Here is a 1087-nt window from a genome sequence, read left to right as displayed (position 1 = left end):
AGCATTATTACAAGCAATGACAGTCGCACCTTTTGCTTCAGCATCTTTGATGTAGTTTTGAAGGCGCTGATATTGGCGCTCATTGATCACTGCTGAGAAATCTTCGTTGTGCTTGAGCGTTGGGTACATGTCAGCGAATTCGCGCTGGAATGAATCAACAAAATGCTCAAGACGATTTTCAGGGCAAAGAATGTAGTCTGGCGCAATACAAGTCTGGCCAGCATTGAAGGCTTTACCAAACACAATCGGCTTGATGGCTTCATCCATTTTTACTGAGTCAGAAATAATCGTTGGTGACTTGCCGCCAAGCTCAAGGGTGACAGGGGTAAGGTTGGCAGACGCAGCACGCATAACATGGCGACCAACGCTCGTAGAGCCAGTAAACAACAAGTGGTTCCAAGGAATATCAGAGAATGAAACGGCTACATCCGCATCACCATTAATAACTGCGACTAGGTTTTGAGGAAAAATCTTCGATAGAAGTTCTTCAACAAATGCCGAGGTGACTGGGGTGAATTCAGACATCTTGATCATTGTACGGTTGCCCGCAGCAAGAGCTGAAACTAGTGGGCCAAGCGATAAGGATAAGGTGTAGTTCCATGGCGCGATGATTCCAACGACACCAAGTGGTTGGTATTCAACACGTGCGCTAGCAGGCATAAATAAAGTCGAAACCTTCTTCTTGTCGGATTGCATCCAACGCTTTAAGTTCTTAAGCGTGTAATCAATGCTATGCAGTACAGGCATGATCTCAGCGAGGCGTGTTTCGTTCTCGGAGCGGCTCGAAAAGTCTTGAGAGATCTTCTCAATGAACGTTGCTTCGTTGTCTAAAAGGGCTTGGCGCAGCTTCTTAAGATTCGCAACTCTTTCTTCATAGCTTGGCATCGGGTTACGACGGAAAGCTTGGGTTTGTTCTTTAAAAATGCCTTGCATTTTTTTGATCTGTGTCTGGCTTTCAGAAATTTGTACAACGTCAGCTACCATTGGGGCTTCCTCCGAGAGTATGCTTGCGCTTGATCACGCTTTTTATCATGTGTGGACTGCAAAATAAAAAATTAGAGTATATACTCTAATGAGTCAATGCGTT

At 44.9% G+C, this 1087-nt stretch carries 1 protein-coding gene; it reads right to left on the bottom strand.

The window, feature by feature from the left end; translation table 11 throughout:
- Positions 1–984 (bottom strand): aldehyde dehydrogenase family protein (locus tag A3762_RS16070; protein WP_068756602.1); only part of this gene is annotated, 984 nt, incomplete at its 3' end.
- Positions 985–1087 lie beyond the last annotated feature (103 nt).

The sequence above is a fragment of the Oleiphilus sp. HI0125 genome, assembly GCF_001635355.1.
This window is presented reverse-complemented; position numbering and strand designations above follow the sequence as displayed.